Origin of the sequence: Mesorhizobium sp. M0830, from assembly GCF_040319965.1 — a bacterium.
Taxonomy (GTDB): domain Bacteria; phylum Pseudomonadota; class Alphaproteobacteria; order Rhizobiales; family Rhizobiaceae; genus Mesorhizobium.
In genome coordinates this window covers 62,304-86,315 of the sequence record NZ_JAMYOR010000023.1, presented here as the reverse complement: position 1 = coordinate 86,315, position 24,012 = coordinate 62,304, and the positions used below count along the sequence as shown (strand labels likewise).

Below are 24,012 nucleotides of genomic sequence, written 5' to 3'. Positions count from 1 at the left end.
CCCCCCCCCCCCCCGCCACCCCGCCCCCCCCCCCCCCCCCGCCCCCCCCCCCCCCCCCCCCCCCCCCCCCCCCCCCCCCCCCCCCCCCCCCGCCCCCCCCCCCCCCGCCCCCCCCCCCCCCCCCCCCCCCCCCCCGGCCCGGAATTGTCACGCCTCTCGTCAACTCACGCCGGCAAATGCGCCTTTCATCAGCAGGTCCGGAAAGTAGCCGGCGGGCTTGTCGCCGACTGCTTGGCCCCCGGTGAGGCCACCCTGAATTTCCGGACCGAAGAACGAGTATGGGAACGTCGTGACCGGCTGGCTTATCGCATCGAGCCTTGCCAGCAGCTCCTGGGGAATCTCGAAATCGAGCGCGCCAAGATTGTCCTTGAGCTGATCGAGCCTCGTCGCACCAATGATCACCGATGCGACACCGGGCCGTGTCGCGGCCCAGTTCAAGGCGATTTGGGCCATCCCACGGCCAAGTTCGCCGGCAACCCTCTCCAGTTCGGCGACGATTGCCCAGTTGCGGTCGGTGAATTTCTGGAAGCCGGGATTGGTCGAGCCGCGCATCGTCTCTAGCCTGCCGCCAGCCTTGTTGATTGTATCTGAACGATATTTGCCGCTTAGCAGCCCGCTGGCCAGCGGACTCCAGACCATGATGCCGGCGCCGTAGCGCGTGCCGAACGGCACGAATTCATGCTCGATGTTGCGCTCGGCCAGCGAATATTCGAGCTGCAGCGCCGAAACCGGCTCATAGCCGCGCTGTTCGGCGACGGACTGCGCCCTGCTTGCGTACCAGGCGGGGACGTCGGAGAGGCCGACATGGCGGATCTTTCCGGCGCGCACCAGATCGTCCAGCGTCCGCATCACCTCTTCGGGCGAAGTCAGCCTGTCCCAGGCGTGCAGGATATAGAGGTCGATGTAGTCGGTGCTGAGTCGCTTCAGCGAGCCTTCGACGGCGCGCATGATGTTCTTGCGGCCATTACCACCGGCATTCGGATTGCCCTGCTCCAGATTCATGCTGAACTTGGTGCTGATCACCACTCTGTCGCGCAGGCTGCGCTCGGCGATGAATTCGCCAAGCCAGGTCTCGGAGGTGCCGCCGGTATAGGCGTCGGCCGTATCGAAGAAGTTGCCGCCGGCCTCGACATAGGCATCGACCAGGGCGCTCGCCGTTTCCTTGTCGGCGCCCCAGCCCCATTCGGTGCCGAAGGTCATGGTGCCGAGTGCGAGCCGGGTGACACGAAGTCCGCTGTTGCCAAGGGTGTAATAGGACATAGTCATGATGTCATTCCAAACCCGTTCCAATAATCAACGCCGGTCCTGTCCGGGGGTCGTCTTGACCCACGGGTTGCCGCGCTCATGCGTCATACGGAATGTGAAGCCGTCGACCTTCCAGCCGGCTCCTGAACGGGTCAGGTGGTGTTCGTAGGTGCCCCAGACTTCCCAGAGCGGATCGCCATTGCCTTCCATGCGGTTCCAGGCATAGCCGTTGGACAACACGGTCGCGGCGTCGGCGTCGATGGTGACCTGGTGGTTGGTGCGCAGATGCAGGCTGGTCTTGCTGCCCCTGAGGTTCGCTGCCCAGGTCCCGATCAGGTCGTCCGAAGCGATGGTGGCGGGAGGCTGCCCGCTCAGGCTGCTAAAGTCGACGGTGACGCGGTCGGCGAAGTAACTGCGGGCGAGACGCCAATCCTGGGCATCGACGGCGCGATCGATGGCATCGGCGATGCGGATGACGGCGCGCTCATCAGCGAGCGTCATTTCGCGGGACGGCTCAGCCGCGCCGGCATCGACCGGCGCCAGCGCAATCCCTGCCGCGAAGGTGGCATATCTCAATGCATTCATGTCTCTTCTCCTTTGCCCTGGCCCGCCGCCGATCTGTTGGCGACAATGTGGGACAGCAGGCCGGCATCGTTAAGATTGCATTATTCGTATGGACTGTGCGATATCATGCATGAATGGATCGCGACCTGCTCAGCCACCTCCCTGTTGTCGTCGCCGTTGCGCGACGCGGCGGCTTTGCGCTTGCGGCCGCCGAACTCGGCATGAGCCCTTCGGCGGTCAGCCATGCTGTCAGGCTGGTGGAGGAGCGGATCGGCCAGCCGCTGTTCGCCCGTACGACACGCAGCGTATCGCTGACCGAGGCTGGTCAGGCGCTTGTCGCAACAGCGGAGCCGGCGCTACAGGATATCGCGGAGCGGATGGAGCGCATTCGCGGCATCAAGGGTCGCCCGGCCGGCCTACTCAGGATCAATGTTTCGCACATCGCCGTCCCGATGGCGGTGACGCCGGTAGTGACGGCAATGGCGGAGCGCTATCCGGATGTGACGGTGGAGATCTTTGCCAACGAAGGGTTGGTCGATATCGTCGGCGAAGGCTTCGACGCCGGCATCAGGCTTGGCGAAATGATCGCGCAGGATATGATTGCGATCCGGATGACGCCACCATTCCAAGTGGTAATCGTCGCTTCGCCAGCCTATATCGGCCGGCATGGCCGCCCACGCAGCCTGGCCGATCTCGCCGCCCACAATTGCATCGGTTACCGTCTGGTGCGATCCGGCGCAATCTATCGCTGGGATTTAGCCGAAGACGGCAAGGACGTGGCCGTGGAAACGCGCGGCACCGCCGTCGTCACCGATTCCCTCGCGGCGATCGACCTGGCGCTATCGGGGACGGGACTGGCCTATGTGTTCGAGCCGCTGGTGCGCGCCGACCTGGCCGCGGGGCGACTCGTCCAGGTGCTGCCGCAATCGGCAATCGAGGAGCCGGGCCTGTTTCTCTACTTTCCGCGCCGGGCGGCAATGGCGCCTAAGCTGCGCGCCTTCGTCGACGTCGCACAAGAAATCGGCCGGACACCCTCGCGAGCGCCCGGCCGAGTTGCCTAATTCGAAAAGCCGGTTAGCGGCTTACTTCTTGACCGCGGCCGCGACTTCCGCCGCGAAATCGGTCTCTTCCTTCTCGATGCCCTCGCCCAGCGCAAAGCGCAGGTAAGCCGTGATCTTGGCCGGCGCGCCGATGTCCTTCTCGGCATCCTTCAGCGCCTTCTCGACGGTGATGTCGGGATTGAGCACGAAAGCCTGCTTCAGCAGCACGACCTCCTCGTAGAACTTGCGCAGACGGCCTTCGACCATCTTCTCGATAATCGCTTCCGGCTTGCCGGATTGGCGTGCCTGGTCGGAGAAGATCGCCTTCTCGCGTTCGACCGCGGCCGGATCGATCTGCTCAGCGGTCAGCGCCATCGGATTGGTGGCGGCAACATGCATGGCGACCTGACGAGCGAAAGCATGCGCTGCATGCTCGTTGCCCGTGGTCTCGATGGCGACCAGAACGCCGAGCTTGCCGAGACCATCGGCAACCGCGTTGTGGACGTAGGTGGCGACTGCGCCATGCGGAACGGTCAGCTTGGCCGAACGGCGGAAGCCCATATTTTCGCCAATGGTGCCGACAGCGTCCTTGATTGTATCGGCTACCGACTTGTCCGAACCCGGATACTTTGCGGCAGCCACGGCTTCTGTCGTGCCATAGGCCAGGGCAACCTTGGCAATTTTGGCGACGATTTCCTGGAACGCGGCATTGCGGGCAACGAAGTCGGTCTCCGAATTGACTTCTACCACGGCAGCCTCGCGAACGCCGGAATCGACGCCGATCAGGCCTTCAGCCGCGGTACGTCCAGCCTTCTTGTCGGCCTTGGAAATACCCTTCTTGCGCAGCCAGTCGACGGCTTCTTCCATGTTGCCGTTGGTCTCGGTCAACGCCGCCTTGCAATCCATCATGCCCGCGCCGGTCAAGTCGCGGAGTTCTTTGACCTGTGCAGCCGAAATGCTCATTGTCGCCTCTTTGGTTTTAAATGCACCGACGCACCATCGATATTCGATGATGCGTCTGTTTAGCGTGCCAAAATATGAGAAAGATGAAGGCCGCAACCGGCCTTCGCTTGTCAAGCTTCGGGGGCTTCCGACGCCGGGGCCGGGGCCGGCTCGAGCGCCGGCTCGACCGGGGCTTCGACCGAAGCGCCGATGTCGATACCGAGCGCGCCTTGCTGGCGGGCGATGCCGTCGATGGCAGCCTTGGCGATCAGGTCGCAATAGAGCTGAATGGCGCGGGCCGCGTCGTCATTGCCGGGGATCGGGAAGTCGATCTTGTCCGGATCGCAGTTCGAATCGATGATGGCGACAACCGGGATGCCGAGACGCTTGGCCTCGAGGATGGCGATCGCTTCCTTGTTGGTGTCGATGACGAACATCAGGTCGGGCGTCGAGCCCATGTCCTTGATGCCGCCCAGCGCCTTGTCGAGCTTCTCGCGCTCGCGATCGAGGTTGAGGCGCTCCTTCTTGGTCAGGCCCTGGGCCTCGCCGGCCAGCATCTCGTCGAGCTTGCGCAGGCGCTGGATCGAATTCGAGATCGTCTTCCAGTTGGTCAGCATGCCGCCGAGCCAACGCGAGTTGACATAGTACTGAGCCGAACGCTGTGCCGCATCGGCGACGATGTCGGACGCCTGGCGCTTGGTGCCGACGAACAGCACGCGGCCGCCTTTGGCGACAGTGTCGGAAACCTGCTTCAGCGCCTGGTGCAGCAAAGGCACCGTCTGCGAGAGGTCGATGATGTGGATGTTATTGCGTGCGCCGTAGATATAGGGCGCCATCTTCGGGTTCCAGCGGTGGGTCTGGTGGCCGAAGTGAATGCCAGCTTCCAAAAGCTGGCGCATGCTGAAATCAGGCAGTGCCATTCAAAGTTCCTTTCCGGTTAGCCTCCACGGACACAGGCATTTTTGGACTTTGTCCTCGAACGCCACCGGAGGTTTCAGCCGGATTTCTCCCGGGCAGACACCAAAGTCCGTGTGTGGAATGAGCGCGCATATAGAGGGGATACGCGACAAACGCAAGCCGTGTGGCGCTTCACGCTCAGCGTGCGGCAATCAGCGCCCCGGTGCCGATCATGGCACTGCCGGCAAACCGGTTCATCAGTCGCATGCGCCTCGGCGTCCTGAACCAGCCCGAAGCCCTGCCCGCGAGCGCAGCATAGAAACCCATAGTGAGGATGTTGACGCTGATCACGACCAGGATCACCAGCAGGCCGTCGGCAAGGGTCATGGTGTCGAGGTTCAGGATCAGCGGCATGATCGAGGCGTGGAACAGGATCGCCTTCGGATTGCCGAGTGCAATAGACGCACCGAGGAAGAACGACCGCGACAATCTTGCCTGCGTCGCCTGCGGCTCATTCGATTGCGCGGCAGCGCGCCACATCCTGACGCCGAGAAAGATCAGATAGGCAGCACCCGCATATTTCAGCAACAGGAAAATCCATTCGAACGTCTGGGCCAGCGCCACCAGTCCGAGCAATGCCAGTGTGACCAGCACGGCATCGCCGGCGGCAACACCGACTCCAGCCATGAACGCGCGAAGGAACCCGCGCGACACGCCGTTGGTGATGACCGCGAACATCGCCGGTCCCGGCGTCGCGGCGGCAAGAGTGATCGCAGCGCAGTAAGTCAGAAATGCTGTCAGCGTCACGATCGGACCTTTCCCTTCGGCACCCGCACCCGCCGAAAGATCGCGACGATCTCCTCGCGGCTGCATTCGATGGCGCCGAGCCGCACCGCACGGTCGCGCTCGAAGCCGGTTATGTCATAATGCGGCGCCGATGTCTTCGGCGGCCCCTGGTAGGATGAACGCTTGATCGCCAGTTCCGCGGCGAAGCGATGCAGTTCGTCGGTGTCGTCGGCCAACAGATGGCACCAGCGATGGCCAGCCCAATTCCAGATCGCTGCGTCGACATAGACTGCCATGAAGCTTGCTGTCTGCCTTCCATCTTTCACGACAGTCGGCCACATGGCCCGTCCGGATGTCAGTGACGATAGAATGGATTCGGATAGAAAATGAAGCTGCCTTTGGCCGCAAGCTCGGTCACGGTGCTGGTGACGGCTTCCTGCATGCGACGGTGCAGTTCGGCAACCGCATCATCGATCGAGCCCGCATACGCATGCAGGCCCAGCGCCTCCGGCACCCGGATGTGGGCGCAACGCGGCCCGGCCGGCTGCGGAACGAACCGGTTCATCGTGTCACGTAGTCCGTTCCGGCAATAGTCGTTGCGGATCCGCTTCAGATGTTCGGCGATCTCCTCCTGGGTGATGCGCGGGTTGGCCGACGCCCAGGGCCCAACGCGTTGTAGCCTCTGAATGGTGTCGGCGAGCGCGCGAACCTCCTTTTGCCCATCGGCATCGCCGGCTTTTTCGCGCTGCCAGCGACGCGCCCGACGCAGAATTTCGGCGGTATCGATGCTGGCAGTGTCGGCCGAGATGCTCTCCCTGAGCCGGTGGCCGAGCTCGGTGACCAACGCCTTCCGGCGCTCGGCATATGTCGCGCCTTCGTCGGATTGTATGCCGCAGGCGGCTTCATCGCGGGTCAGCAGCGTCGAATAGACATGGTGGATGCGCTGCGGCAGTGTGTCGGTCGCCTGGCGTTCCATCTTCAGGCTTTTCTCGACATAGGCGCATTCCTTCGCCAGCGCCGCTTCGACATTCCCGGTGAAGGCGAGCTTCCAGACGACCGGCGCGATCCAGACCCTGAAATCCGGATCCGTGGCCCGGCCGCGCCGGAGAGCCTCAAGCCCCATCTCGACGGCACCCGGCAGCAGCGGCGCAACGACATTGGCATGCCAGCCGACGCCGCCTTCGGGATGCAGCAGCACGCCATGGCCCTTCAAGGCCCAGGCGATGGAGTGTTCCTTAGCCGCCCCGCTGTTGCCCGGAATCTGGGCGATCAGATTGTTGGCCAGCCAGAATTTCTGCATCATTCTGCCGAGGCCGTTGACGACGCCATTCGTCGCCCATGACGCAGTGAGCGGGCTGACCTGCGAGACGATCTCCTTGTCGATCATCCAGTCGGTGAAGAACTCGGGGTGATTGGGCGTGATGAAGGTCGCCTTCCCCGTCCCGCAACTGGCCTTCAGCCGCTCAAGGTCGGCGTCGGGCAAGTCGATGTGGCGGACATTGGAGACGCCGCGCAAACCGGCTAGGCGGTTGAACGGCAACAGATCGCGAAATCCGGGAATGCCGCGCAGCATGACGATCCGGTTAACGGATGTCATGGCCCTGATCAGTAACCGGCTAGGTCTCGGCGCAACGAAGACATCGATCTTGCTCAAGCTGCTCCCCCCTTGCGCCTGGACGCTAGGGAGAGGTTGAGAGAAAATTGCGGCACGTTCAAGTCGTTCGCCACGGCGTGGCATGCTTAACCGGTCCGGATCGAAGCCTTATTTCGTCGGGCAGGCTTTCGTTTGGTCGAACAGCGACAGATTGACCAGCTTGCCCGTCATCGAGAAGTCGCCATAGTCCATGGTGAGATCGCGGGTGATGCCGTTCTCATGCAGTTTGAAGCTGATGCGGTATTCCGGGACCTCTTCGCCTGTCTTGCCGGTGTCGTCGAAATAGGCGATGTCGACCGGCCAGTACTTTTCGGTGGCGAGCTTCGCCAGTGCCGGAGCCTCCGGATCGGCCTTGTCGGCATCGGTTTTCTTGCCGACGACGACGGTGGTGGTCATCACCTTGTTGGCATCTTCGGATCCGTCGAACAGGTTCGTTTCGTAGAAGTTCTCGCCTTTTTCGGCCTTGCCGATCAGTTCGACCAGATGCTGGGTCGGGAACTGGGTGGTCGACAGCTCGACGCTGTTCTTTTCCGGCTTGTCGATATCCACCTTCAGGCCCGTGGTCTCTTTCGTGGCGATGCCCTTGACCTCCTTGTCGAGGTTCTGATCGACGAAGGACTTCGTCACAAACGAGAATGTCTTGCCTTCGGCATCCTCAAAAGTGGTTGTCTGCTGGTCGGTCAGCCTGGTGTTGTCGGCGGTCACGATCTGGGTCACGAAACGGAATTTCACCGTATAGCCCTCACAGGCAGAGCCGTTGAACTCATAGACCATCCGACCGGATATGCCTGTGATGCCAGACTGATCGGACGCCTTTTTCAGGGTAAGGTCGTAGACGGCGCGGTGGGCTTGCAGCGCCGGCGCGGCAAAGGCCGGGCCGATCGAGAAGATCCCCGACAACAGGACGGCATGGAATGCAAGGCGCGCTGCGCGCATAAGGTACTCCGATCGTAGCGGCTGATGGCATGCCGCAGGGAAAGATGGTCCAGCTTAAAAAAAGTCATGGCGGAAGCGAGGCAAAAATAGCAATTTCGGCCCGGCCAGCGCGGCGTCACCAAGCAATAGGGAAATACCATGAGTGAAACAATCGAAAAGCGGCTAAGCGATCTGGGCGTGACGCTTCCTGTCGCCGCCGCGCCCGCCGCCAACTACGTGCCCTATTGCAGGACCGGCAATTTGCTGTTCACCGCCGGGCAGTTGCCGCTCAAGGATGGCAAGCTGCAGGCGAGCGGACTGCTTGGCCGCGATGTCGACACGGCAGGCGGCAAGGACGCGGCAAAGCACTGCGCGATCAACATCCTGGCGCAGGCCAAGGCAGCGCTCGGCGACCTCGAGAAAATCCGCCGGCTGGTGAAGATCACCGTTTTCGTGGCTTCGACACCTGAGTTTGTCGAACAGCATCTGGTTGCCAACGGCGCCTCCGATTTCCTGGTTGCGGCCCTCGGCGAACGCGGTAAGCATTCACGCTCGGCTGTCGGCACCGCCTGCCTGCCGCTTAATGCCGCAGTGGAAATCGAAGCCGTCTTCGAAGTCGAATGAGCCAGGGGACAGATATGACCGACCTATCCTGGCTGACCGCCCGGCCCGTCGCCCATCGCGGCTTTCACGACATGAACAAGAAGCGCTGGGAAAACACGCTTTCCGCCTTTGCGGCCGCGGCCGAGCGTGGCTATGCCATCGAATGCGATGTGCACCTGTCGTCTGACCGCGTTCCCGTCATCATCCATGATGGCGATCTCAAGCGCCTGACCGGCCAGGACGGCTTCGTCTGGCAGCGCAGCGCGGCGGAACTGGCGGCGCTCAAGATCGGTGGCACGGCAGACCATGTGCCGACGCTGCAGGAAGTGCTCGACCTGATCGATGGCCGCGTGCCGCTGGTCGTCGAACTGAAGGGCGTGCCAGGCTATGACGAAGGCTTGGTGGCAAGCGTCGGCAAGATGCTCAAGCGCTACAAGGGCAAAGCCGCGATCATGTCGTTCGACCACTGGCTGATCCGCGATTTCCCGAAGGACGCGCCGGGTATCCCGGGGGGACTCACCGCCTACGGCAACGACGTCAGGTTGATCGAAGCGCATTTCGCCATGCTTGCGCACGAGATCGCCTTCACCTCCTATGCCGCCGGTGACCTGCCGAACCGGTTCGTCAGCTTCGTGCGTGAAAAGCTGAAAATGCCTGTCATCACCTGGACCGTACATGACCAGCCGGCTGTCGACCTGACCTTCAGATACGCCGACCAGATGACATTCGAAGGGTTCGAACCCGATCTGGTCAAAGTTGCCTGCGGGACTGAAACGTGACTTGTACCGAACCGGACGGAGCTTAAATAAGCCTCATGGATCAAGGCGACGAGGGCGATGGCCAAACAGCAAATGCGGACTATTCGATCCGCATCGCAGCGGGCATCGGCGCTTTCACCTGCGATGAATGGAACAGCCTCGGTGGGACCACGCGCGGCGACGCAGAAGACGGCTACAACCCACTCGTTTCATTCGCTTTCCTGAGCGCGCTTGAGGATTCCGGCTGCGCCGTGCGGCGCACCGGTTGGCAGGGCCACCATCTCAGGCTGGAGGATGGGCAAGGCACGTTGCTCGGTGCGGTTCCCTGCTATCTCAAGTCGCACAGCCAGGGCGAATATGTCTTCGATCATGGCTGGTCGGATGCCTTCGAGCGGGCCGGCGGCCGCTACTATCCCAAACTGCAAAGTGCTGTGCCGTTCACGCCGGTCACCGGCCCTCGCCTGTTGGTCAGCAAGGGCGAGGACAGCGCCACGGTGAAGGCCGGTCTCGCGGCGGGTCTGAAAGCGGTCACGCAAAAACTCGGCGTCTCTTCCGCGCATGTCACCTTCGCGCAAGAGAGCGACGTGAAGGTGCTGGAAGCGGCAGGTTTCCTGCGCCGCACCGATCAGCAATTCCATTTCTTCAATGAAGACTTTTCAACCTACGACGATTTCCTCGCCACCCTTGCCTCGCGCAAGCGAAAGGCGATGAAGAAGGAAAGGCGCGAGGCGCTTGCAGATGGCATTTCGATCGACCGGCTGACCGGCAAGGACATCACCGAAAAGGCCTGGGACGATTTTTATGCCTTCTACATGGACACCGGCAGCCGCAAATGGGGCCGCCCCTATCTCAACCGGCAGTTCTTTTCGTTGATCGGCGAGCGCATGGCCGACGACATCCTTCTGGTAATGGCCAGGCGCAACGGGCGCTACATTGCCGGCGCCATCAATTTCATCGGCTCCGACGCACTCTATGGCCGCAACTGGGGCTGCATCGAGGATCATCCCTTCCTGCATTTCGAGGTCTGCTACCATCAGGCGATCGACTTCGCCATCGAGCGCAAGCTGAAAGTGGTCGAGGCAGGGGCGCAAGGCGAGCACAAACTGGCGCGCGGCTACCGGCCGGTGACCATGCATTCGGCGCACTACATCGCCCATCCCGGCCTGCGCAACGCCGTTGCCGACTATCTCAAGCGCGAACGCCATGAGGTGGAGCGGATGAGCGAATATCTCGAAGAGCATACCCCGTTCCGCAAGGATCTGGAGGAATAGCGACCCGGCTGCCCGCAGGGCAGGATCGACGATCGTCTTGCCGACTTTCGACGGCTTCGCTACACCAAAAGTCACAATCGGGAGCATTTGCCATGGCTGAAACCGCCTATGACACCGACAACATCTTCGCGAAGATCCTGCGCGGCGAAATACCCTCGCACCGCGTCTACCAGGATGATGCGTTCATAGCTTTCATGGATGTGATGCCGCAGGGGCCTGGCCATACGCTTGTGGTGCCAAAGGTGCCGTCGCGCAACCTGCTCGACGCCGATCCGTCAATTTTCGGCCCGCTTTTCACGGTCGTTCAGAAAGTGGCGCAGGCGGTGAAAAAGGCCTTCGGCGCCGACGGCGTCACCGTCATGCAGTTCAATGAGCCGGCCTCGGGCCAGACCGTTTATCATCTCCATGTGCATGTCATCCCGCGCTTCGACGGCATCCCGCTGAAGCCACACACGGGCGCGATGGAAAAGCCGGAGGTGTTGGCCGAAAACGCCGAAAAGATACGGGCGGCACTGCAAAGCTGACACCGCAATCGCCGGCAAACTGGAACAGTCTTAGTCGGGCTGAGCCCATCGCTCGATCGGACTCGGCCGTGCGATGCCTTGCTCCAGCCGCTGGCAGCGCTCTGGCCGCACACCTCTTCATGATGATTTCGACCGGGCAGCGAACACCGACAAGCAGCTCTCGCTCCAATGAAAAAGCCCCGTCTCCGGGGCTTTTTCGACTTCCATCAAGGTCAGTTCTTTCTGGGCAGTTGCGGCACGAGGCTGCGCTTGCCGCCGTCCTTGCCCTTGGCTTCGGGCTTCTGAGCCACCAGCTTCTTGGCCGCGGGCTTTTTCGCCACGGCCTTTCTGGGCTTCGGCGTTTCTTCCGGCTCTTCCTTCTTCGGCTTCACCGGCGCCTCGTCGGCGAGCGATTCGAGCTTCAGGCCGGTTTCGCCGGTTTCCTTTTTCTCGACGGTGACGCGCACCGTGCCGCCCTTCTTGAGCTTGCCGAACAGCACCTCGTCGGCCAGCGGCTTCTTGATGTGCTCCTGGATCACCCGGCCGAGCGGCCGCGCTCCCATGCGTTCGTCATAGCCCTTGTCGGCGAGCCAGGCGATCGCATCCGGCGACAGGTCGAAGGTGACGCCACGCTCGGAAAGCTGGGCCTCGAGCTGCATGACGAACTTCTGCACCACCTGATGGATAACCGGTACCGGCAGCGAGCCGAACGGGATGATCGCATCGAGACGATTGCGGAACTCCGGCGTGAACAGGCGGTTGATCGCCTCGACATCGTCGCCTTCGCGCTTGGTCGAGCCGAAGCCGATCGCCGCGCGCTGCGCATCCGACGCACCCGCATTGGTGGTCATGATCAAGATCACATTGCGGAAGTCGATCTGCTTGCCGTTGTGGTCCGTCAGCTTGCCGTGGTCCATTACCTGCAACAGGATGTTGAACAGGTCCGGATGCGCCTTCTCGACTTCGTCCAGCAACAGCACGCAGTGCGGATGCTGGTCGACGCCATCGGTCAAAAGGCCGCCCTGGTCGAAGCCGACATAGCCGGGAGGCGCGCCGATCAGCCGCGATACGGTGTGACGTTCCATGTACTCCGACATGTCGAAGCGGATCAGCTCGACGCCGAGAGAGGCGGCCAACTGCTTGGCCACTTCGGTCTTGCCGACGCCGGTCGGGCCGGAGAACAGGTAGGAACCGATTGGCTTTTCCGGTTCACGCAGGCCCGCACGCGCCAGCTTGATGGCCGAGGTCAACGCGGTGATCGCGGTGTCCTGGCCATAGACGACGCGCTTCAGCTCGATATCGAGGCCTTGCAGCACCTTCTCGTCGTCGGCAGAAACCGTCTTCGGCGGGATGCGCGCCATGGTGGCGATCGTGGCTTCGATCTCCTTGATGCCGATGGTCTTCTTGCGCTTGGCTTCCGGCACCAGCATTTGCGAGGCGCCGGTCTCGTCGATCACGTCGATCGCCTTGTCCGGCAGCTTGCGGTCGTTGATGTAGCGCGCCGACAGCTCCACCGAGGCCTTGATCGCCTCGTTGGTGAACTTCACCTTGTGGAATTCCTCATAATAGGGCTTCAGGCCCTTCATGATCGCGATGGCATCCTCGATGGTCGGCTCGTTGACGTCGATCTTCTGGAAGCGTCGCACCAGGGCGCGGTCCTTCTCGAAGAACTGGCGGAATTCCTTGTAGGTGGTCGAACCGATGCAGCGGATCGCACCCGACGATAAGGCCGGCTTCAACAGGTTCGACGCGTCCATGGCGCCGCCTGATGTGGCCCCTGCCCCGATCACCGTGTGGATCTCGTCGATGAACAGCACAGCACCTGGGTAGTCCTCGAGCTCCTTGACGACCTGCTTCAGCCGTTCCTCGAAGTCACCGCGATAGCGCGTGCCTGCCAGCAACGTGCCCATGTCGAGCGCAAAGATGGTGGCGTTGTGCAGCACTTCGGGAACATCGCCTTCGACGATGCGCTTGGCCAGGCCTTCGGCGATCGCCGTCTTGCCGACGCCGGGATCGCCGACATAGAGCGGGTTGTTCTTGGAGCGGCGGCACAGCACCTGGATGGTGCGGTTGATCTCGGACTCGCGGCCGATCAGCGGGTCGATCTTGCCGGCCTTGGCCTTGTTGTTGAGGTTGATGCAATAAGCTGTCAGCGCGTCCTGCTGCTGCTTCTTCTTGCCGCCTTCCTCCTGCGGCTCGGCCCCGTTCTGGCCGCCCTGCTCGTCTTCGGCGCCGCGCGGCGAGCGTGTTTCCGACGCGCCCGGACGCTTGGCAATGCCGTGCGAGATGTAGTTGACCGCGTCGTAGCGGGTCATCTGCTGTTCCTGCAGGAAATAGGCGGCATGGCTCTCGCGCTCGGCGAAGATGGCGACGAGCACGTTGGCGCCCGACACTTCCTCGCGGCCCGATGACTGCACATGAATCACCGCGCGCTGGATGACGCGCTGGAAACCGGCCGTCGGCTTGGAGTCCTCGTCGTAGCCGGTGACCAGGTTGTCGAGCTCGGTGTCGATATAGGTGAGAACCGTATGCTTGAGCTCATCGAGATCGACATTGCAGGCGCGCATGACGGCAGCCGCCTCGGTGTCGTCGATGAGCGCGAGCAACAGATGTTCAAGGGTTGCGTATTCATGGTGCCGCTCATTGGCGAGCGTCAGCGCTTGGTGAAGCGCCTTTTCCAGGCCTTGGGAGAAAGCCGGCATGTTACCTCACTTCTTCTCCATCACGCATTGCAGCGGATGCTGATTCTGTCGGGCGAAATCCATGACCTGGGACACTTTGGTCTCGGCCACCTCGAATGTATAGACCCCGCACTCGCCCACTCCATGATTGTGAACATGAAGCATGATGCGTGTGGCGGCTTCGCGGTCCTTCTGGAAAAAACGCTCCAGCACGTGAACCACGAACTCCATGGGAGTGTAGTCGTCGTTGAGGATGAGGACCCGATAAAGGCTGGGCTTCTTGGTTTTGGTTTTCGTGCGCGTGATGACGGCCGTCCCGCGGCCGGCCTCATTGCCGTCGCCGCCGCCGTTTTGCATCCGCACCACGCATCTCGTGGCAGTCAAACCGATCGTCACGTATTCCTGCCTCTTTCGAATCCCCATGCGAACTCGACATGTAGGTGTTCGATGGACGATTTTAAGCCCTTCTGTTTAGCTGACAATATGGCTAGGTGACCAAACTTGGACGATTTTCGCAATCGTGAAGGGGCGCGAGGCCTTTGATCGGCAGTTGACATGAAAAACCCGGCCGCGTTTCCGCTGCCGGGTTTTCTACGGGCCCCAAAGGGCCAACTCAGGGTCGTGTCTGGACGAAGTTAATTCGCCCGGGCGAAAATTACTTCGCCTTGGCAACGATCGATTCGAAGGGCTTGTAAGCTTCCTTGGCGAGTTCGGCATAAAGGTCGCCAATCTTGGTGGCCTCGGCGACGAACGCCTCGTAGGACTGCTTGGCATAATCCGACTGGATCTCGATCGCCTTTTCCAGCGACTTGGCCGAAAACAGCTTCTCTATAGTAGCGCTGCCTGACTCAAAACTCTTCTTGGTGTATTCGCCAGCCTCGGTGGCGATCGCCTGGGCGCCCTTGGAGAGCGACGCGAAGCTCTTCAATCCGGTGTCGGCAAACTCTTTGCCGTATTTGCTGAAGTCCTCATAGGTCTGGGTCATTTCTAATTCCCTTGACGGTTGAGGCGTCCTTCTTCGGGGCGCCCTTGTGCAGTGCACCTTAATATATTGTGCGCCGCACAAAAGTCAATATTCCACCGGCGCGCGAACCCGCCTGCGCAGCCAATGGCTAAAAATCGAATAAAGAGAGCTTCAAGCTCGAAGAAAATGGTGAACGCGGCGGTTACCATAAACGGATTGGTAACGCTGCCCCGGTAGCTTGGCCGGAAGCGAGGCAGGACCCTTTGCCGCCTCCAGCGCAACGAAGAATCCAAGGGAAATACCAGTGCGTAAGGCGTTGTTGGGCATCGTTTCCAAATCCACCTCCCCTCTCAAAACGATCATGATCATCGCGATGGCGATGGCATTCGTTTGCGGCGACGTTGCCTCGTCGCTGGCGGCGAGGTCGGCGGCCATCGTCATCGACGCCAAGACCGGCAAGGTGCTGTATTCGGCAGACGCCGACGGCAGGCGCTATCCGGCATCGCTGACCAAGATGATGACGCTTTACCTGACCTTCGAAGCATTGGCGAAGGGGAAGATCAGCAGGAATTCGCCAGTCGTGTTTTCGGCCCATGCATCCGCCGAGGCACCGACGAAACTCGGGGTTAAGCCGGGCGGTTCTGTCACGGTCGAGACCGCGATCCTGTCGATTGTCACCAAGTCAGCGAACGACTCGGCCACCGCGCTCGGCGAAATGCTCGGCGGCAACGAAGCCACCTTCGCCCGCATGATGACCGCCAAGGCGCGTGCGCTGGGCATGAACGGCACCGTGTTTCGCAACGCCAACGGCCTGCCCGATCCCGGCCAGTTCACCACCGCGCGCGACATGGCGACGCTCGGCATCGCGCTGAGGGAGCATTTCCCGCAGTACTACGGCTATTTCTCGCAGCGTTCCTTTCTCTACGGGCGCCAGCGCATCAACGGCCACAACCGCCTGCTCGGACGCATCAAGGGCGTCGACGGCATCAAGACGGGCTACACCCGCGCCTCCGGCTTCAATCTCGTCTCGTCGGTTTCCGACGGCAATCGCCGCCTCGTCGGCGTGGTCATGGGCGGTACCTCCGGCGGCAGCCGCGATAACCAGATGGCGATGTTGATCAACACCTACTTGCCGAGGGCCTCTACCCGAGGCGACGGCGATCTGGTTGCCAAGGCCGGCGGCAACAACCCGGTCACTGCGCTTGCCAAGGTGCTCCTGCCCAAGCACGACGCGCCGACCCCGGACGACAAGCCGATGGTGGCACAAGACGATGCCACAGTTGCCGAGGACGCCACCGTCGCTGAAGACGATACCGCGCAGGCCGAAGAGGCAGCCCCGGTCGTCAAGACCAAGAAGGTCAAGACCGTCATCGTCTCGGCCCCTCAAATTGCCACTGCCCAGGTCGTCGCTGCTTACGCCGAGCCGGCAGCCGAGCCGACGCCGGCTGCGTCTGTCGATCCGGTCAGCACGGCGTCGGTGCCGTCGGGCTGGGCCATTCAGGTCGCCTCGTCGCCGAAACAGTCTGAAGCCCAGGCTTTCCTCGACAAGGCCGCCAAGAAGGCACCCAACGTGTTGGCCGACGCGTCCGGCTTCACCGTCGCCTTCGACAAGGACGGGGTCACCTATTACCGGGCCCGCTTTGGTGGCTTTGGTTCGAAGACCGCCGCCTGGAAGACCTGCACTGCTTTGAAGAAGAAGAACATCGAGTGCTACGCCGTCCAGCAGTAGGACGGCGTGGAAGCCATCTCCCGGAAAATTTCTGCGTCGAAGGAGACTAGTTGTGGTTGGAGAGCAAGACGTCCTTGGCTTCGTTAATCCGCGCCGCCAGGAAAGACGTGCCGCCGATATCGGGGTGGAGGCGCTGCATCAGGCGGCGGTGCGCCTTGCGGACATCCGCCGCGGCGGCCCCCGCTTCAAGACCAAGGACCTTGTAGGCCTCCTCCTTAGTCATGGCGCCCGAACCTGGCGCAACACCCAACCCTTCGCCACCGTCCGCATCAGTGTTTTTGCGCCAGACGGGAAATCTGCCGTCAAGATACGTCTCTAGCAGCTGTCGACTCTCCGGGTCGCCGGAGAGTTCCCGGTAGAGGTGCTGCAATTCGGCCAATCCCATCGCACCAAGCATCTTGCCTTCATGGCGGCCGGCCAGCACAAGGCCCTCCAGGCCGCCAGTAGCGTGATCAAGCTCCATTTCCAATGCGGCGGTACGCACCGTCGAACGCTTGCCCTGCACCGGTCTGGCCGTCTGGTGTTTCATCCGCACAGAACTGTACCAGGCAATTGCCGCGGCCAGTATGATGCCGGCGATGCCTTCGCGCCCGACCACAAGCAAAGTGACGCCGACCAGCGCCAGGAGAACCGGCCCGAGCGTGCGCATTCCGCTCGCCAGTTTTCCCGGATCGGCGCGCAGAAAGATGGTCACCGCGCCGAGAAGCACCAGAAGCAATGCAACGAATAAGATAACCGCGCCCATCAGTTCCCGCTGCCCCGCAGATGCTCAATCATCAGCCGGTCCTCCGGCCTGCCTCTGGCCTCGAGCGCCGCCAGCCCGCCGGTTGCAAACACCGCAACCGCCGAAAGCAGTTCGGCTAGAGTCGCGGCAGCCCGCCTATCAAATCGGAACCAAGCCCCTTTGGACAACCGGGCGATTTCCTTAAACGCTTTTTCTGCGCCGGAATCATGACCTTCCTGGAAAACGAAGACAGGCACGCCGTGCAGGCCGAGGCTGCCAGCCTTTTCGGCCAGATCGTCGATGTTTTCTTCCATGGCATCGCCGATATAGACCAGCGCATTGACCTTGGCCGTAGCGGTCTGTTTCAGCGCGTGCGTCAGCACCTTGCCGATCTGGGTGTGGCCGCTGCGGCATTGGATACGCGTCATCAACTGCTTCAAGGCACTGGTATCGGTCACGAAAGCGGACGAACGGCACTCGCCCAGGCCGCGAAAATAGACCAGTTGGACACTGAGGATTCCGGCCTTGCCGACGGCATCGAACATCTGGCCCTGCAGCTCACACGCCAGATCCCAGGTCGGCTGGCGGCTCATCGTCGCGTCGAGCGAAAGGATCAGCCCGCCCGACCCCTTCGCCGAGGCAGCCAGCGTCCTTGCCTGCCGAAGAAAGGCTTCGATCTCGCCGGCATTGGATTGAGGTTTGACCGGCGCAGGATTGGCCCTTGCGGGCACGGGCTGCTTCTTGTCGTTCATGGAAACAAGATGTGGCGCTGTGCCACCGCTTGCAAGCCCTTCCCAAGGCAACATTGAGGGCCAGAGGCTTGAATTCTCTGGGGTCAGAGCAGACCAAGATCGGCAAGCTCGCGCCTGAGTTTCGGCGGCATCTCGATCAGCCCCGCCTTGCCCTGGCCGAGATCGGCCGGCGCGTCCGCCGGCTTCAGATAGCGCCAGCCCTGAAAGGCCCGCCGCGGCTGCCAGTCGGTTCGAATAACTTCGGGGTCGAGAATCAGGTGGCAACGGCCGATGCCCTCACCGTCCGTGAATGGCCGGATCTCGGTGATCAGCTGGCGGCACTGCACATTGCCCTTGATCACCCAGTAGAGCGAACCGCCATCGGTAACTTCGGCACCGCGCGTCGGCATCATACGGGTGGTGTGATATTGCTCGACCGGCTCACCGGCGCGCCGCCGTTCGTCGAGACGGAAGGCGATCCACTCTTCGAGATCCTCAACGCTGTCGCAGCCTACACACAGTTTTATCAGATTGAGAGACATGGCTTAAAGTTTAATCCGCCGCGGGGACGCGTCAACGGCATGACCGACTTCTCCACAGTAGCAGTTAGGCCAGCCCTCAGCATTCCACGACGTTGACGGCGAGCCCGCCAAGGCTGGTTTCCTTGTACTTCTCGTTCATGTCGAGGCCGGTCTGGCGCATGGTCTCGATCGCCGCATCGAGCGGTACGAAATGGATGCCGTCGCCCTTGATGGCCAGCGACGCGGCCGTCACCGCCTTGACGGCGCCCAGCGCATTGCGCTCGATACACGGCACTTGCACCAGCCCGCCGACGGGATCGCAGGTCATGCCGAGATGATGTTCGAGCGCTATCTCGGCGGCGTTTTCGACCTGCTCAGGCGTGCCGCCCATCACGGCGCACAGGCCTGCCGCCGCCATCGCCGACGCTGACCCCACCTCGCCCTGACAGCCGACCTCGGCGCCCGAGATCGAGGCGTTGGTCTTGATGATGCCGCCAACCGCGGCTGCCGTGAGAAGGAAGTCGCGGATGCTAGGCTGGTCGGCCTCGGGATGGAAATGCAGCCAGTAGCGCAGCACCGCCGGCAGCGTGCCGGCAGCACCGTTGGTCGGCGCGGTGACGACGCGACCGCCGGCGGCATTCTCCTCATTGACAGCCATGGCGTAGATCGACAGCCAGTCATTGGCGAGCAGCGGGTTGGGCCTGTTCTGCTGCCACTGCTCCTGCAGCTTGTCATGCAGCATGCGCGCGCGGCGGCGCACCTTCAATCCGCCCGGCATGATGCCGTCCTGCGACAGGCCACGGTCGATGCAGCCCTTCATGGCGCTCCAGATGTCGTCAAGGCCGGCATCGAGCTCCTCGCGCGACATCTGCGTCTCCTCGTTGACGCGCTTCATGTCAGCGATGGAAAGGCCGCTGTTGCCGGCCATGGCCAGCATCTCGACCGCGTTCTTGAACGGATAAGGCACCTTCTTGCCTTCTGATGTCACCGAGCCCTTGGCCTTCATCCGCTGCAGTTCTTCTTCCGAAACCACGAAGCCGCCGCCGATCGAATAGTAGATGCGCTTGAGCAGCAGGCGGCCGCCTGAATCATAGGCGTAGAACGCCATGCCGTTGGCGTGTCCGGTGAGCGGAGTTTTGCGGTCCAGCACCAGATCGGTTGCCGGATCGAAGCGATAGGAGGGATGGCCGGGCGGCGAGATGCGCTTTTCGGCGGCGATGCGGCCGGCAATGCCATCGGCCTGGTCGGGATCGACCGTCTGTGGCGTCAGGCCGGCAAGGCCGAGCACGACGGCGCGATCCGAGCCATGGCCAATGCCGGTATAGGCGAGTGATCCGTGCAGGCTGGCGCCAAGCCGATCGACCTTCACGCCCGCCGGGCGCGGCCAGTCATTTCCCGCGACCTCATCGAGAAAGCGCGCCGCAGCGGTCATCGGCCCCATCGTATGAGAACTCGAGGGTCCGATGCCGATCTTGAACAGGTCGAAAACCGAAAGGAACACGCGGCGTTGTCTCCTGGAGTCAGGTCGAGGACTACATATAGGAATTCCCAGATGTTTCCGCTCTTTTGGAAACCGCGGCGCCGCACCCGCCGACCTTGTTTGCTCCGGCAGCGACATTGATGCCGATCGCTGGTCAAGGCTACGAACTCGGGTTAAGGGGTTCCTTCGGAGCCTTCGCCGGCGCGTTGGCTGACGGAGCATCAAACGAAAAACCCGCCTGTACGGCGGGTCACTGGCACAAATCAGCACCATGGACCAACATGTACCATAGCTGAGGTCACGAAATCAAGAAAAAATTCCTATCGTGAAAAGCTACCGGCACAAAAGCTGCCGACACCGCCGAACTGGCCGTCGTCAGGTCTTTTGTTCACCTGAATTCGAAGCCCTAGATCGCTGGTTGCGGACATCGAAGCGACCGCACCGGATGTGATAGATTCATCCTATGGGCGATTCTATCGAGCTTTCGACAGCCGATCTCGCGGCGCTGGCCTTCTTCCTCGTCGCGTGGCTGCTGCACACGCTCGCTTCCGACGGCAAGCTGACCAGCCGGGTGTCGCTGACCACGGCGATGAATGCACAGCGGCAAGCCTGGATGCGGACCATGGCCGAGCGCGAGATCCGCATCGTCGACACCGCCATCATGAGCGGTCTGCAGCAAGGCACCGCCTTCTTCGCGTCCAGCTCGCTGATCGCGATCGGCGGCTGCTTTGCCTTGCTGGGCGCGTCCGACCGGGTTCTTGAAGTGCTCAGCGATCTGCCCCTGGGCGGCGCTCCGTCACGCGCGGCCTTCCAGATAAAGGTGTTCGGACTGGTGCTGATCCTGGCGTTTTCGTTCTTTAAATTCGGCTGGGCTTATCGGCTGTTCAACTACTGCACGATTCTGATCGGCGCCGTGCCGATCCCGCATGGCGAAGCCTCGCGCAATCCGGTCACCGAAACGGCGGTCTGGCGCGCGACACAGATGAACATGCTCGCCGGAAAACATTTCAACGCCGGCCTGCGCGGCGTGTTCTTCTCGATCGGCTATCTCGGCTGGTTCGTAGACCCCATGGTGTTCGTGTTGTCGACGCTGTTGCTGCTGGCCGTGCTGGTGCGGCGCCAGTTCTTCTCGGCGGCCAGGCAAGCGGTGATCGGTCAGCCGCCAGGAAAAGGCTGATCGATCCGTCCTGACAGCCAGTAGGCGATCAACCCGATCCATTCGCGGATCGCCACGGTGGTAGCCTGCAACGAATCGGCTGGATTGTCGCGGAACAGGCCGATGCCTTCCCGCCCCGAGGTGCGATAGTCGACCGGCCAGGGAACGGTCGCAAAGCCGGCCTTGTCGAACAGCGCCTTGGCGCGCGGCATATGGAAGGCCGAGGTTGCCAGCAGCCAGGTCTCGCCGGGCTTCGGCGTCACCAATTCCTTGCTGAAGACGGCATTCTCATAGGTGTTGCGGGATTTGTTCTCCAGGATGAGGCGATCGGCCGTCACGCCAAGCGCGGTGAGCAGACGAGGCGCGGTGGCGGCGTCGCCCTCGCCGTCGGGAAACAACTCGCCGGTGCCGCCCGAGACGATCACCTGGGCAGTGGGGAAGCGCCGGGCCAGAATCGCGGCCTCGACCATCCGATCGCCGCTGCCGTTAAGCTCGTAGCCGCCGCGCACTAGATTGATGGAGCCTTCAAAACCGCCGCCGAGCACGACGATGCCGTCGACCTTTTCCGGCAGCTTCGGGCGCGCAAAGCGCTCTTCCAGTGGGTTGAGCATCATGGCGCCAAGCGACGTCCAGGCTGACAGCGCAAGGATCAGAAATGCCAGCACGCAGCCGGTGACCGCCAGCCGCCGCCGGCCGATCATCGCCGCGAGCAATCCCGCCAGCAGCAGGAAGATCGCCAAATTGAGCGGTTGGATGAAAAACCAGAATATCTTGGAAAAATAGAAGAACATCGCTCATCGCTCTCGGACGAGCGGCATGCTTACCACCACTTTTCCGGCTGAAATGTGCCGGCCGCCTGCTCGATGACGGCAGCGGTCTGGAACAGGGTTTCCTCGTCGAACGGCCGGCCGATCAGTTGCAGCCCGAGCGGCAGGCCCTTGGCGTCGAGCCCGGCGGGCACGGCAATGCCCGGCAAGCCGGCCATGTTCACCGTGACCGTAAAAATGTCGTTGAGATACATCTTGACCGGATCGGCAGCCATGTCCTCATCGGCGATGCCGAAGGCCGCGGACGGCGTTGCCGGAGTCAGGATGACATCGACGCCGGCGGCGAAGACGGTCTCGAAGTCGCGCTTGATCAGATTGCGCACCTTCTGCGCCTGCAGATAGTAGGCATCGTAGTAGCCGGCCGACAGCACATAGGTGCCGATCATGATGCGGCGCTTGACCTCGCGGCCGAAGCCGGCGGCGCGGGTCTTCTCATACATGTCGACGATATCCTTGCCCGGCACGCGCAACCCGTAGCGGACGCCATCATAGCGGGCGAGGTTGGACGAAGCCTCGGCGGGGGCCACGATATAGTAGGCCGGCAGCGCGTATTTGGTGTGCGGCAGGGAAATATCGACGATCTCTGCGCCGGCCTCCTTCAGCCAGGCAATGCCCTTTTGCCACAGCGCCTCGATCTCTTCGGGCATGCCATCGACGCGGTATTCCCGGGGAATGCCGACCTTCATGCCCTTGATCGGCTTGCCGATCACCGCCTCATAGTCTGGGACGGGCCGGTCGACCGATGTCGTGTCCTTCGGATCGACGGACGCCATCGACTTCAACAGGATCGCGGCGTCGCGCACGTCGCGGGCGATCGGTCCGGCTTGGTCGAGCGACGAGGCGAAGGCGACGATGCCCCAGCGCGAGCAGCGGCCATAGGTCGGCTTGATGCCGACGGTGCCGGTGAAGGCGGCCGGCTGGCGGATCGAGCCGCCAGTATCCGTCGCCGTGGCGCCGGCGCACAGGAAGGCCGAGACCGCGGTCGCCGAGCCGCCGGAAGAACCGCCCGGCACCAGCTGCGCATTGTCCAGGCTGCGCGCGGTCCTTGTGCCGCCGGCCGAGACGAAGCCGCCGTCGCCCTGATGCGTCGTCGGCATCACCACAGTGTCGAGGCGCGAGCGCCGCCACGGGTTGATGACCGGCCCGTAATATGACGTCTCGTTGGACGAGCCCATGGCGAATTCGTCCATGTTGAGCTTGCCCAGCATGACCGCGCCGTCGGCCCACAGATTGGCGGTGACGGTCGATTCATAGCGCGGCTTGAAACCGTCGAGCACATGGCTGCAGGCCTGGGTATGGACGCCTTCGGTGCCGAACAGGTCCTTGATGCCGAGCGGGATGCCTTCCAGCGCACCGCCCTCGCCCTTCGCCAGTTTTGCGTCGGAGGCCTTGGCCATGTCGCGCGCCTTGTCGCCGGTCACCGCGACGTAGGCATTGAGGGCCGGATTGGCGCGATCGATGGCCGACAGATAGGCCTCGGTGATCTCGGTCGCGGTGATCTCCTTGCCGCGCAGCTTGGCGCGGGCTTGCGAAATCGTCAGCTGGGTCAGGTCGCTCATCAAAGGCTCTTTTCGTAAAAAACCGACCACTTGGAATCGGGATAATCCAGTACCGGGCCGCAGCGCGAAAACCCGGCACGTTCGTAGACGGTCCACGCGGCGGGATGGCGATCGCCCGTCTCCAGCACCAGGCGCGTCAGTCCCTCATTGCGCGCCAGCGCCTCGACCCGCTCGACGATCCTGGCGCCGATCTTGCGGCCGCGATGCGAAGGCCGCGTGAACATGCGCTTGACCTCGCCGATGGCGCCGTCATGGCGCTTCAGCGCGCCGCAGCCAACAGCGAGACCATCCTCGCGGGCGATGAAAACGGTCGTGTCGTCGCCGGCCATCTGCTCGACCGTCAGGTGGTAGCAGTGCTCCGGCGGCGTCAATTCGAGCAAGGTTTCGTTGAGTTCCTGGACCAGGCCGCGCACGTCGTCCTGCAGCGGCGTCTCGATGGCGATCTCGATTGCCATCGGCCCG

The 24,012-nt window shown here is 62.3% G+C and carries 25 protein-coding genes; 7 read left to right on the top strand and 18 right to left on the bottom strand.

The annotated features are described in order from the left end of the window. Nucleotides 1–159 precede the first annotated feature (159 nt). Both NKI20_RS16175 and NKI20_RS16170 read right to left on the bottom strand, forming a co-directional pair. On the bottom strand, nucleotides 160–1,266 hold the full coding sequence (locus tag NKI20_RS16175; protein ID WP_352831900.1) for an aldo/keto reductase: 1,107 nt from the start codon (nucleotides 1,264–1,266) through the stop codon (nucleotides 160–162). A gap of 27 nt (nucleotides 1,267–1,293) precedes the next feature. Further along, nucleotides 1,294–1,830, bottom strand: coding sequence for a nuclear transport factor 2 family protein (locus tag NKI20_RS16170; RefSeq protein WP_352831898.1), 537 nt, complete (start codon nucleotides 1,828–1,830; stop codon nucleotides 1,294–1,296). A 113-nt stretch (nucleotides 1,831–1,943) separates the two neighbouring features. Here NKI20_RS16170 and NKI20_RS16165 point away from each other — a divergent pair, with 113 nt between their 5' ends. Then, the gene (locus NKI20_RS16165) at nucleotides 1,944–2,870 is read left to right on the top strand and encodes a LysR family transcriptional regulator (RefSeq protein ID WP_352831896.1); all 927 of its coding nucleotides are present in this window, start codon (nucleotides 1,944–1,946) and stop codon (nucleotides 2,868–2,870) included. Nucleotides 2,871–2,891: 21 nt separating this feature from the next. On the opposite strand, the gene tsf is transcribed toward NKI20_RS16165, so the two are convergent. The 6 genes from tsf to NKI20_RS16135 all read right to left on the bottom strand — a co-directional run bounded on the left by tsf (nucleotide 2,892) and on the right by NKI20_RS16135 (nucleotide 8,064). Then, nucleotides 2,892–3,812 (bottom strand): translation elongation factor Ts, encoded by a 921-nt coding sequence (tsf, locus tag NKI20_RS16160; protein ID WP_352606242.1) that lies wholly within the window; start codon nucleotides 3,810–3,812, stop codon nucleotides 2,892–2,894. A 110-nt stretch (nucleotides 3,813–3,922) separates the two neighbouring features. After that, nucleotides 3,923–4,711: a 30S ribosomal protein S2 gene (gene rpsB, locus NKI20_RS16155; protein WP_023759253.1), complete on the bottom strand. Its 789-nt coding sequence runs from the start codon at nucleotides 4,709–4,711 to the stop codon at nucleotides 3,923–3,925. A gap of 175 nt (nucleotides 4,712–4,886) precedes the next feature. Further along, nucleotides 4,887–5,495 carry a LysE family translocator gene (locus tag NKI20_RS16150; protein WP_023759254.1) on the bottom strand — a complete coding sequence of 203 codons (609 nt, stop codon included), beginning with the start codon at nucleotides 5,493–5,495 and terminating at the stop codon, nucleotides 4,887–4,889. Then, nucleotides 5,492–5,770: a DUF4031 domain-containing protein gene (locus tag NKI20_RS16145; protein ID WP_352606238.1), complete on the bottom strand. Its 279-nt coding sequence runs from the start codon at nucleotides 5,768–5,770 to the stop codon at nucleotides 5,492–5,494. The genes NKI20_RS16150 and NKI20_RS16145 overlap by 4 nt, the downstream gene beginning before the upstream one ends. A gap of 59 nt (nucleotides 5,771–5,829) precedes the next feature. Continuing rightward, nucleotides 5,830–7,128: a lysophospholipid acyltransferase family protein gene (locus tag NKI20_RS16140; protein WP_502898120.1), complete on the bottom strand. Its 1,299-nt coding sequence runs from the start codon at nucleotides 7,126–7,128 to the stop codon at nucleotides 5,830–5,832. A 108-nt stretch (nucleotides 7,129–7,236) separates the two neighbouring features. Next, nucleotides 7,237–8,064, bottom strand: coding sequence for a cell envelope integrity EipB family protein (locus NKI20_RS16135; RefSeq protein WP_352831891.1), 828 nt, complete (start codon nucleotides 8,062–8,064; stop codon nucleotides 7,237–7,239). Nucleotides 8,065–8,202: 138 nt separating this feature from the next. Here NKI20_RS16135 and NKI20_RS16130 point away from each other — a divergent pair, with 138 nt between their 5' ends. From NKI20_RS16130 to NKI20_RS16115, 4 genes are all read left to right on the top strand, one after another. Beyond that, nucleotides 8,203–8,667 (top strand): RidA family protein, encoded by a 465-nt coding sequence (locus NKI20_RS16130; protein WP_352606234.1) that lies wholly within the window; start codon nucleotides 8,203–8,205, stop codon nucleotides 8,665–8,667. A 14-nt stretch (nucleotides 8,668–8,681) separates the two neighbouring features. After that, nucleotides 8,682–9,425: a glycerophosphodiester phosphodiesterase gene (locus NKI20_RS16125; RefSeq protein WP_352831888.1), complete on the top strand. Its 744-nt coding sequence runs from the start codon at nucleotides 8,682–8,684 to the stop codon at nucleotides 9,423–9,425. Nucleotides 9,426–9,460: 35 nt separating this feature from the next. Then, a complete protein-coding gene (locus NKI20_RS16120) occupies nucleotides 9,461–10,675 on the top strand; it encodes a GNAT family N-acetyltransferase (protein WP_352831886.1) in 1,215 nt (404 codons plus the stop codon). Nucleotides 10,676–10,767: 92 nt separating this feature from the next. After that, nucleotides 10,768–11,199, top strand: a complete 432-nt coding sequence (locus NKI20_RS16115) for an HIT family protein (RefSeq protein WP_352831884.1) — start codon at nucleotides 10,768–10,770, stop codon at nucleotides 11,197–11,199. Between the two features lie 212 nt (nucleotides 11,200–11,411). On the opposite strand, the gene clpA is transcribed toward NKI20_RS16115, so the two are convergent. The 3 genes from clpA to NKI20_RS16100 all read right to left on the bottom strand — a co-directional run bounded on the left by clpA (nucleotide 11,412) and on the right by NKI20_RS16100 (nucleotide 14,844). Next, nucleotides 11,412–13,880 (bottom strand): ATP-dependent Clp protease ATP-binding subunit ClpA, encoded by a 2,469-nt coding sequence (gene clpA / locus NKI20_RS16110; protein WP_023759262.1) that lies wholly within the window; start codon nucleotides 13,878–13,880, stop codon nucleotides 11,412–11,414. Between the two features lie 6 nt (nucleotides 13,881–13,886). Further along, nucleotides 13,887–14,216, bottom strand: a complete 330-nt coding sequence (gene clpS, locus NKI20_RS16105; RefSeq protein WP_010909565.1) for an ATP-dependent Clp protease adapter ClpS — start codon at nucleotides 14,214–14,216, stop codon at nucleotides 13,887–13,889. Nucleotides 14,217–14,514: 298 nt separating this feature from the next. Beyond that, entirely contained in the window at nucleotides 14,515–14,844 is a 330-nt protein-coding gene (locus tag NKI20_RS16100) for a phasin family protein (RefSeq protein ID WP_023759263.1), read from the bottom strand. A 283-nt stretch (nucleotides 14,845–15,127) separates the two neighbouring features. Here NKI20_RS16100 and NKI20_RS16095 point away from each other — a divergent pair, with 283 nt between their 5' ends. Continuing rightward, a complete protein-coding gene (locus tag NKI20_RS16095; protein WP_352831882.1) occupies nucleotides 15,128–16,552 on the top strand; it encodes a D-alanyl-D-alanine carboxypeptidase in 1,425 nt (474 codons plus the stop codon). Between the two features lie 46 nt (nucleotides 16,553–16,598). On the opposite strand, the gene NKI20_RS16090 is transcribed toward NKI20_RS16095, so the two are convergent. From NKI20_RS16090 to NKI20_RS16075, 4 genes are all read right to left on the bottom strand, one after another. Beyond that, nucleotides 16,599–17,297 carry a DnaJ domain-containing protein gene (locus tag NKI20_RS16090; protein WP_023759265.1) on the bottom strand — a complete coding sequence of 233 codons (699 nt, stop codon included), beginning with the start codon at nucleotides 17,295–17,297 and terminating at the stop codon, nucleotides 16,599–16,601. Beyond that, a complete protein-coding gene (locus tag NKI20_RS16085; RefSeq protein WP_352606222.1) occupies nucleotides 17,297–18,028 on the bottom strand; it encodes a vWA domain-containing protein in 732 nt (243 codons plus the stop codon). Before NKI20_RS16085 ends, NKI20_RS16090 begins: the two co-directional genes overlap by 1 nt. A gap of 83 nt (nucleotides 18,029–18,111) precedes the next feature. Beyond that, complete coding sequence (locus NKI20_RS16080) at nucleotides 18,112–18,549, bottom strand: DUF1489 family protein (RefSeq protein WP_352606220.1); 438 nt, start codon at nucleotides 18,547–18,549, stop codon at nucleotides 18,112–18,114. Between the two features lie 76 nt (nucleotides 18,550–18,625). Next, a complete protein-coding gene (locus NKI20_RS16075; protein ID WP_352831879.1) occupies nucleotides 18,626–20,029 on the bottom strand; it encodes an L-serine ammonia-lyase in 1,404 nt (467 codons plus the stop codon). 442 nt (nucleotides 20,030–20,471) lie between these two features. Here NKI20_RS16075 and NKI20_RS16070 point away from each other — a divergent pair, with 442 nt between their 5' ends. Continuing rightward, entirely contained in the window at nucleotides 20,472–21,185 is a 714-nt protein-coding gene (locus NKI20_RS16070; protein ID WP_352831877.1) for a DUF599 domain-containing protein, read from the top strand. On the opposite strand, the gene NKI20_RS16065 is transcribed toward NKI20_RS16070, so the two are convergent. Genes NKI20_RS16065 through NKI20_RS16055 form a run of 3 tightly spaced genes read right to left on the bottom strand, consistent with a single transcriptional unit; the run spans nucleotide 21,164 to nucleotide 24,005 of the window. Then, nucleotides 21,164–21,955, bottom strand: a complete 792-nt coding sequence (locus NKI20_RS16065; RefSeq protein ID WP_352831875.1) for a YdcF family protein — start codon at nucleotides 21,953–21,955, stop codon at nucleotides 21,164–21,166. The genes NKI20_RS16070 and NKI20_RS16065 overlap by 22 nt on opposite strands. Before the next feature lie 29 nt (nucleotides 21,956–21,984). Continuing rightward, nucleotides 21,985–23,550, bottom strand: a complete 1,566-nt coding sequence (locus NKI20_RS16060) for an amidase (protein ID WP_352831873.1) — start codon at nucleotides 23,548–23,550, stop codon at nucleotides 21,985–21,987. Continuing rightward, on the bottom strand, nucleotides 23,550–24,005 hold the full coding sequence (locus tag NKI20_RS16055; RefSeq protein WP_352606210.1) for a GNAT family N-acetyltransferase: 456 nt from the start codon (nucleotides 24,003–24,005) through the stop codon (nucleotides 23,550–23,552). The genes NKI20_RS16060 and NKI20_RS16055 overlap by 1 nt, the downstream gene beginning before the upstream one ends. Nucleotides 24,006–24,012 lie beyond the last annotated feature (7 nt).